At 57.9% G+C, this 8,597-nt stretch carries 6 protein-coding genes; 3 read left to right on the plus strand and 3 right to left on the minus strand.

The window, feature by feature from the left end; translation table 11 throughout:
* Window positions 1-229 (minus strand): redoxin domain-containing protein (locus tag AAAB35_RS06085; RefSeq protein WP_340667316.1); only part of this gene is annotated, 229 nt, incomplete at its 3' end.
* Between the two features lie 108 nt (window positions 230-337).
* On the opposite strand from AAAB35_RS06085, the gene AAAB35_RS06090 reads away from it, so the two are divergent.
* The gene (locus AAAB35_RS06090) at window positions 338-3,763 is read left to right on the plus strand and encodes a DUF3971 domain-containing protein (protein WP_340667317.1); all 3,426 of its coding nucleotides are present in this window, start codon (window positions 338-340) and stop codon (window positions 3,761-3,763) included.
* A gap of 25 nt (window positions 3,764-3,788) precedes the next feature.
* Here AAAB35_RS06090 and tyrS read toward each other — a convergent pair whose 3' ends face one another.
* A complete protein-coding gene (gene tyrS, locus AAAB35_RS06095) occupies window positions 3,789-5,042 on the minus strand; it encodes a tyrosine--tRNA ligase (protein ID WP_340667318.1) in 1,254 nt (417 codons plus the stop codon).
* 100 nt (window positions 5,043-5,142) lie between these two features.
* On the opposite strand from tyrS, the gene AAAB35_RS06100 reads away from it, so the two are divergent.
* Window positions 5,143-6,273 carry an anhydro-N-acetylmuramic acid kinase gene (locus AAAB35_RS06100; RefSeq protein WP_340667319.1) on the plus strand — a complete coding sequence of 377 codons (1,131 nt, stop codon included), beginning with the start codon at window positions 5,143-5,145 and terminating at the stop codon, window positions 6,271-6,273.
* Window positions 6,274-6,338: 65 nt separating this feature from the next.
* Here the strand turns inward: AAAB35_RS06100 and AAAB35_RS06105 are convergent, their stop codons facing one another.
* Entirely contained in the window at window positions 6,339-7,013 is a 675-nt protein-coding gene (locus tag AAAB35_RS06105; RefSeq protein ID WP_027231414.1) for an alpha/beta hydrolase, read from the minus strand.
* A gap of 207 nt (window positions 7,014-7,220) precedes the next feature.
* Between AAAB35_RS06105 and AAAB35_RS06110 the strand changes: the two genes are divergently transcribed.
* On the plus strand, window positions 7,221-8,396 hold the full coding sequence (locus AAAB35_RS06110; RefSeq protein WP_340667320.1) for a cysteine desulfurase family protein: 1,176 nt from the start codon (window positions 7,221-7,223) through the stop codon (window positions 8,394-8,396).
* Window positions 8,397-8,597: the final 201 nt, after the last annotated feature.

The raw sequence follows: 8,597 nt of genomic DNA on the forward strand, positions 1-8,597 counted from the left end.
TCTTGACCGGATCGGGGGACATGCCGATGACTATCGCGCCGATCGCTTCGAACTGCGATCTCAGCGCCGAGAATTCGATCGCTTCCTGGGTGCAGCCGCTGGTGTCATCCTTCGGGTAGAAATAGAGCACGACCGGCTTGCCGCGCAGTGCAGAAAGGGTAATGGCGCCGCCACTATCGCGGGGCAGGGTGAAGTCCGGTGCGGTGTCTCCGATGTCAAGAACTGTCATAGGAATGCCTTTCTTTTGCTTATTGAATGCCGCCTCAATTACGCAACTATAGAGAGGCAAGGGAATCGTCTACGGTTTCCCATATGATTCCTCAATTGGCTTGGGAATTTGACAGAGAAACCGAAAAAGGTCCGTTTTACGAAGCGCGACTTCACAAAACTGCATCATTACCCGTCAGCCCATAAGGGGGGCAAGGCTCCTGTGGCGACGCCGCGACGGCGTTCCCGCCTGCATTTCGCAGCAGGCGCTTGCTTCTCGTTTCTGATACTTATCGCCGTTCTGGCGGGCATCGCCTTTGCTGTCTTGCGAGTCGGGATCGGCGGTGAGGCATTGACGCGGCGCACCCAGGCGGCGCTGAAGTCGGTCGTCGGCCCGGAAACCGACGCAACGATTCAATCGGCGCAAATTTCCCTTGATCAGCGCCGGCACGTTGCCCTCGAAGCGCGGGATGTCAATATTGCCGATGCCAAGCGTGGCATCGAGATCAACAATGTTCGCGCCGTACGTATTGGCCTTGCTACACTCCCGCTATTGCAGGGCAATGTGAAAGTGGAGCGCCTCGAACTGGATGGCGCCGAGATCAAGGTCACATCGAAAGTGCCGTTCGATTTCGCTTCACTTGTACCGTGGGATGCGCAGGGTCTCGTCGATCTCGATGGCGCATCACGCCTGATTTTTAGCGGTTTGGAGAGTGCGGTTTCCCTGCTCGATCAGCGCGAAACACGCGATATCACCATAACCGACACGTCGTTCGATTTCACTGTTGCGGGAGCGCCGGAGCGGTTGCGGATCGTCAATCTCGACCTGTCCGAGACGGGCGGTCCTGTGGCAATGAAGGGGACCGTCGAGTGGCGCGGCAAGGAAATTGCCATTGCGGCACAGGCAAAGCGCTCGGCAATCGGCGCGAAGATCGAAGCGTTTTCACTCACCGTCAGCAAAATTCCGCTGATGGGAAAATTCGGCAATGCTCCGGTTCCCGATATCGATGGCATCAAGCCGGATGGCGCCTATCTGGCCTATAATAATTTGGCTGAGATCAAGCTCGATGGCCTGGCTGGCTTGGCGAATGAGCCGGCTCGCGTTTGGGGTGCGCTTAATATCGGTGAGGGTCCGGTTACAATCGGCAATGTCGACGACATGGCGGTCGCGACTCAGATCAATTTCGAACATGTTTCGGGCGCGAAAGCCATCGACCTCAAACCTTCGACGATCCATTTTGGGGCGATCAAGGGAATCGTAAAAGGTTCGATCGTGCCAGATCCAGCATCAGGAACGGCAGAACCCGCCGAGCCGGGTTATCGATTTGAACTCAGCGTCGACCAAGCCACCTCGTCGCCGAAGGATTCGCCTGAACCACCCTTGGCGTTCGATGCCGGTTTGTCGGGACGATATATACCGTCGCAGAAATTGCTTGATATTCCGAAGATTTCGGTGCGGGCCGCCGATGATAGCCAGCTCTTCGGTTTCGCCAATGCAACCTTTGGCAAAGGCACACCGGCCATGAGGTTGTCGCTGCAAGTTCCAGCTATGCCCGTCGCTCATGCCAGACAACTTTGGCCGATCTGGGTGGCCACGGGGGCTCGCCGGTGGATGGTCGAGAATCTCTCCGGCGGAACGACGAAGGATAGCAGGATCGACGTGAACTTTGCGGCAGGCAGGTTCAATGGCCCCGGCAAGCCGCCGCCGCTCGAACCGGACGAAGTCCAGGTGGATTTCTCTGTCGAAGGATCGCGCTTCAATATTGTTGGCGACCTGCCTCCGGTGCGTAATGCCGATGGCAAGATCAGCGTCCGAGGTGCCCGCACAACGATCAAGCTGCAAAACGGTGTTTCGATCACGCCGAATAATCGGGAAGCGCACGTTGTCGACGGCACGCTGGTTATTCCGTGGGGCCCGCAGCGGCCGGTCCTGTCGGATCTTGACCTCAACCTAGCGGGCGACGCGTCGGCGGTGGCAGAAATCATTGGGTACAAGCCCATCAATGCCGTGAAAAACCTGCCTTTCACGCCTGATGAGATCAAGGGGAATGTGAAGGCACATGTGCTTGTGACTTTTCCGATTACGCGTCGCGCCCCTCCGGGCAGCTTGACGTACAACGCCGAAATGGCGCTTTCGGATGTCTCGATCGCCAAGAAGATCGATGGACAGTTGATTACGGATGCCAATGGCACGCTGTCGGTCACCCGTGATGAGGCAAGGCTTGATGCCGAGGCAAAACTCAACGGCATCCCAGCAGATGTGGAGCTTTTTGAGCCTTTAAATGGCAACACGGCCAAGCGCGATCAACGCGTCACGTTGCGGCTCGACGACAAGACGCGCAATGCGTTGTTTCCAGCACTCGACCCGCTGCTTTCCGGTCCGATTTCGGTTGACATCTCGAAGGCTGCCGACGGTTCCCCCGTGGCGACAGCCGACTTGACCAAAGCCGAGATAAAGCTTGCGCAACTCGGTTGGACAAAGGGGGCGGGTGTGAAGGCAACGGCCAAATTTGCCCTGCAGCAGAACGGCGACACCTCGACGATCAAGGATCTCGATGTTGCGGGCGATACGTTCCGCATCCAGGGTGATGTGAAGGTCGTCAGTGGCGATCTCAGCTCCGCAGATTTCAGCAATGTGAAGCTCAATCGTGGCGACGACATCGCCGTCAAGGTGGCGCGGACCCAATATGGCTATCGCGTCGACGTAAAGGGTGATTCCTTTGATGCCCGGCCCCTGCTCAATCAGATCACGGACAAGAAGCAGAAGAGTGGCGACACCGGTGGCAAGCAACGAGTTCTGATCAATGCTGACATCGATAAGGTTGTCGGTTTCTATTCTGAGACCTTCCGCAATGTTTCGCTTTCCTATGAGGGGGTTGGTTCGAACGTGTCGGGCCTAGCCTTCAACGCCATTACCAATTCCGGACAGAAGGCGATTGCGGCGGACAGCTCGGAGAGCGGTGCTCGCTCGATCAGTCTCCAGTCGCGGGATGCCGGAGCGGTTCTGCGGTTCTTTGGCTTCTACGAAAAGATGGAAGGCGGCAGCATCAACGTTGCTCTCGATTCAAAAGGCGACGGTCCCCTGCGCGGGCAGATCGACGCCCAGAACTTCACGCTGGTGAACGAACCGCGGCTTGCCAAACTGGTATCGACGTCTCCCAACGGAACCAGTCTCAACGACGCCGTGCAAAAGAACATCGATGTCTCGCGCGTGACGTTCGATCGCGGCTTTTCCCAGATCGAAAAGGGATCGAACTATATCAACCTTGCCAATGGCGTGATCCGTGGATCGACCATAGGCACAACGTTTCAGGGGATCCTGAGCGATCCGCGGGGAAACATGAACCTGACGGGTACATTCATGCCGGCCTACGGCATCAACCGCCTGTTCGGCGAACTGCCGATCCTCGGCATGTTTCTCGGCAATGGCCGGGATCGTGGCCTGATCGGCATCACCTATCGATTGCAGGGGCCGCTGAAGCAACCTCAGATCATCGTCAACCCGATTTCTGTCATTGCTCCGGGCATTTTCCGCTCGATCTTCGAGTTTCAGTGATGCTAAGCCCCGTCGCCCGGCCTGATCAGGCCGGCCGGACGAGTATGTGCTTCTTCTTGCCGAGCGACAGCTTTATTACGCCGTCAGCTGTTACCTCCGAATTGCCAATCTGAGCGCGTTCATCCGATACAGCGGCATCGTTCACCCGAACGGCACCTCCCTGGATATGGCGGCGCGCTTCGCCGTTCGATGCGGCAAGACCGGCTTTGACGAGAAGCGTCAGAATACCTATGCCGGTCCCAAGCTCGCTCGCGGCGATCTCGACGGTCGGGAGGTTGGTTGCCAACGCACCTTCTTCGAAGGTCTTTCGTGCCGTCTCGGCGGCTTCCTCGGCAGCCTGGCGCCCGTGCAGGAGACTGGTGACCTCGGTGGCGAGAATCTTTTTAGTCTCGTTGATTTCCGATCCACCCAGAGCGCTTAGTCGGCTAATCTCATCCAGCGGCAGCGTCGTGTAGAGCTTCAGGAAACGCTCGACGTCGGCGTCTTCCGTGTTGCGCCAGTACTGCCAGAACTCGTACGGGCTGAGGAGCTCAGCGTTAAGCCATACGGCGCCATTCAGGGATTTGCCCATTTTCGCGCCGGAAGAGGTGGTCAGCAAGGGCGAGGTGAGGGCGTAAAGCTGCGGTGTGCCCAGGCGATGGCCGAGGTCGATGCCGTTGACGATGTTGCCCCATTGATCCGAACCGCCCATCTGCAGGCGAAGGCCATAGCGCTTGTTGAGCTCCACGAAATCATAGGCCTGGAGGATCATGTAGTTGAATTCCAGGAACGACAACGACTGCTCGCGATCGAGGCGCTGCTTGACGGAGTCGAAAGACAGCATGCGATTGACCGAGAAATGCTGTCCGACGTCGCGCAGGAATTCGAGGTAGTTGAGGGGCAACAGCCACTCCGCGTTGTTCACCATCAGCGCATCGTTCGGGCCATTGCCGAAATTCAGGTAATTGGCGAATACGCGCTTGATGCTATCGATATTGGATTGGATGGTGTCCGGCGTCATCAACTTGCGAGCCTCCTCCTTGAAGGAAGGATCCCCGACCATCCCGGTGCCGCCGCCCATCAAGGCCACCGCACGGTGGCCGGTCCGCTGCATCCAGTGCAGCATCATGATTTGCAGGAGGCTTCCCGCATGGAGGCTCGACGCCGTCGGATCAAAGCCGATATAAGCTGACACGGTTTCCTTGGCGAAGAGCGCATCCAGACCCGCATCGTCGGAGGTCTGATGGATGAAGCCGCGCGTGGAGAGCGTGTGCAGATACTCGGATTTGAAGGCAGACATTTCGAATTTTCCTGATTGAATCGAACGGCACAAAGCATGTGCCTTAAAAGACCGTGCCGTTTAACATCATTCTGGATCGAATCACAAGAAAGGCAGCGTCTTGGCGGCAATACGGCGTGCAATCGGCCTGATGAGCGGAACGTCGATGGATGGCATCGACATCGCGCTCATTGAAACGGATGGCGAAAGCCAGGTGACGCGCAGCGTTTCCGGCTTCACGCCCTACGAAACCGCCTTTCGCCGCCGCATCGAAGCGGCGCTCGGCGAGGCAAAGGCGATCAAGAGCCGCGATGAGCGGCCGGGAACTCTCGCGCAGATCGAGGAGGAAGTGACGCGGCGGCACGGAGAGGCCGTTGTGACCTTTCTGGCCGACAACAACATTCAGCGGGAAACCATTGATGTCATTGGGTTTCATGGTCAAACGGTTCTGCATCGGCCAGCGGAGCGCCTGACCGTTCAGCTAGGCGATGGAGAATTACTCGCCAGGAAGACGGGGATCCCGGTTGTATACGACATGCGCGCGAATGACATGATGCATGGCGGCCAGGGTGCTCCGCTTGTGCCTGCCTACCATCGTGCGCTTGCAAGACATGTTCCCACCGAACGCAGCCATGGCGGCGCGGTCGTCTTCGTCAATATCGGTGGTATTTCAAACGTGACGATCGTGCCGTTGACGGGCGACCCGATCGCCTTCGATACCGGCCCCGGCAACACGCTGATTGATCAATGGGTCGAGGACAAGGCGGGGATTGCCTATGATGCCGGAGGCGCGATCGCGAGCGAGGGGCAAATCGTCGGCTCCGTCGCGGCCCGTTATTTGGCAAAGCCCTTCTTCGACCTGCAGCCGCCAAAATCGCTCGACCGCAACGATTTTACCCTGGAAGATTTGGGCGAGCTTGAACTGGCGGATGGCGCGCGGACGCTGGCAAAGGTCACGGCCGAAGCCATATTGAAGGCGAGCGCCTTTGCACCCGAAACACCGTCGCTCTGGATCATATGCGGCGGGGGGCGCAAGAACGCGACGATCCTCAAGGACCTGTCGGAAGGCGCGCAAGCCTCGGGTGCGAAAGTGGTTGTTGCCGAAGACCTTGGATTTAATGGCGATTCAATGGAGGCTGAAGCCTGGGCCTACCTCGCCGTGCGCGCCCTCGACGGGTTGCCCTTGACCTGGCCAACGACGACAGGATGCGATGTGCCGGTGTCGGGCGGGGTGTTGGTGGGACGGCACTAGGCCACTCGCCACACGGCGGCTTCCATACTGGATCCTCGGGCTTGAACCGAGAATCCATAAGCACGTTACCGCAGGCGCTTCGGCTTGGCTTCGACGAGTTCGCCATTGAGGCGGCGGTCGAGGTAGTCGGAGCACTCTGCAATGACTTCGTCGGTCATGCCGGAGAAGAAGTGATTGGCCCCAACCATCGTCTTCTGCGTGATCGTGATGCCTTTCTGGGTCTTCAACTTGTCGACCAGGCCCTGCACATCCTTCGGCGGAGCGACCTTGTCCTGGTCGCCGTGAAGAATCAGCCCTGACGAAGGGCAGGGCGCAAGGAAGGAAAAGTCATAGGTATTCGGCTGTGGCGCGACGGAAATAAACCCTTCGATTTCCGGACGGCGCATCAGAAGCTGCATGCCGATCCACGCTCCGAAAGAATAGCCGGCGACCCAGCATGTCTTCGAATCCGGATGCAGCGACTGGACCCAGTCGAGTGCCCCGGCGGCGTCCGATAGTTCGCCCGAACCGTGGTCGAATTCGCCTTGGCTACGCCCGATGCCGCGGAAGTTGAAGCGCAATGTCGTAAAGCCACGTTGCTGGAACATGTAGAACAGATCGTAGACGATCTTGTTGTTCATGGTGCCGCCAAATTGTGGGTGGGGGTGGAGGACAATCGCAATCGGGGCGTTTTTTTCCGTCGAAGGCTGATATCTGCCCTCAAGACGGCCCGCAGGTCCATTGAAAATTACTTCAGGCATGTATACTCCACTCTCTGCCACAGGCGGTTGTGATTGACCGGACTTGACGGCAACCACCTGCGCCCATAAAACCAGTTTAGAACCGTTCAAAACTGGTATAGAATTTTTGCTCGAAGCGGCTTAATAGGCTGTTCCGAGGCAAAATTTCAAGGAAATTGCGCTTTCGAGAAGCGCTCGGTCGAATAAAGTACAGGATCAAGGACATCCATGGCCGGCAATCGCGCCTACTTGGACTATAATGCTAGCGCGCCGCTGATCCCCGCGGCCCGTGATGCTGTTGTCGAGACGCTCGGGCAGATCGGCAATCCTTCGTCTGTTCATCAGGAAGGCCGCGCCGCGAAGGCCATTTTGGAGACAGCGCGTCGCAACGTTGCCGCCCTTGTTGCTGCCAAGCCTGATCACGTGTTCTTTACATCGGGTGCGACCGAGGCGGCTTCAACCCTCCTGACGCCGCACTTTATCATGGGGCGCGCTGCGATGCGCCTGTCACATCTCTATGTCGGCGCGACCGAACACCCTTGCATTCTTGCCGGCGGACAGTTTTCCAAAGATCAGATCACGATCGTGCCTGTTGATGGCAATGGGCTCCTTGACCTTGAATTCTTGCACGCCGCCCTGCAGGCGCACGACCGGAGTGAAGGTCTCCCCCTCGTGGCTGTCCAGGCTGCGAACAATGAAACGGGTGTGATCCAGCCTAAGGCGGCAATCGGCAAATTGGTCAAGGCGTTCGGCGGGTTATTTGTTGTCGATGCCGTCCAGGCCATTGGCAGGATTCCAATCGACAATTCAACCGCTTCAGCGGACTACCTCATCTTATCTTCCCACAAGATCGGCGGCCCCAAGGGCGTGGGTGCGATCGTTGCTGTTTCCGATCTGGTCATGCCACGGGCGCTCGTTCGCGGCGGCGGGCAGGAAAAGGGCCATCGCGCCGGCACGGAGGCCCTGCCGGTGATCGCAGGCTTCGGCGCAGCGGCCGAAATCGCTGCAAAACGCATAAATGCGGGAGGATGGTCGCTTCGCTCACGCGAGTCGATAGAGCGCGGAATTCGAAAGATTGCGCCCGATGCTGTGATATACGGTGAAGCAGTCGATCGGTTGCCGAACACGACTTTCTTTTCGCTCGCCGACATGAAGGCGGAAACCGTGCAGATCGCTTTTGATCTCGCCGGAATCGCGCTATCGGCGGGATCCGCCTGTTCGTCAGGAAAAGTCGGCCCGAGCCATGTGCTTGCTGCCATGGGATATGCGAGTGCAACAGGGGGGCTCAGGGTCTCAACAGCGCCGGATATGGACGAAGAAGACGTCGCGTTGTTCCTCGACGCATTGACCAAAATCGTCGCTCGTCGCGACCGATCGAAGGTTGCTACGGTCGATGCGGCGTAGAAATTCCGATTATCGGCCCATTTTACGCCGGTAGTTGAAAAGAATCCGGCGCAAGCCGGGTGTTAAATCGTGCAATTGCACACTACATAGAAGGCAAATATTCAAGACGACATACGCCTTGACGTTTGCAACTGCGGGACCTTGAACCCCGCGTGGATGGAGAACGCCAATGCCTGCCGTGCAGGAAACTATTGATCGTGT

Source organism: Phyllobacterium sp. (assembly GCF_037994425.1).
In the GTDB taxonomy this organism is placed as follows: domain Bacteria; phylum Pseudomonadota; class Alphaproteobacteria; order Rhizobiales; family Rhizobiaceae; genus Phyllobacterium.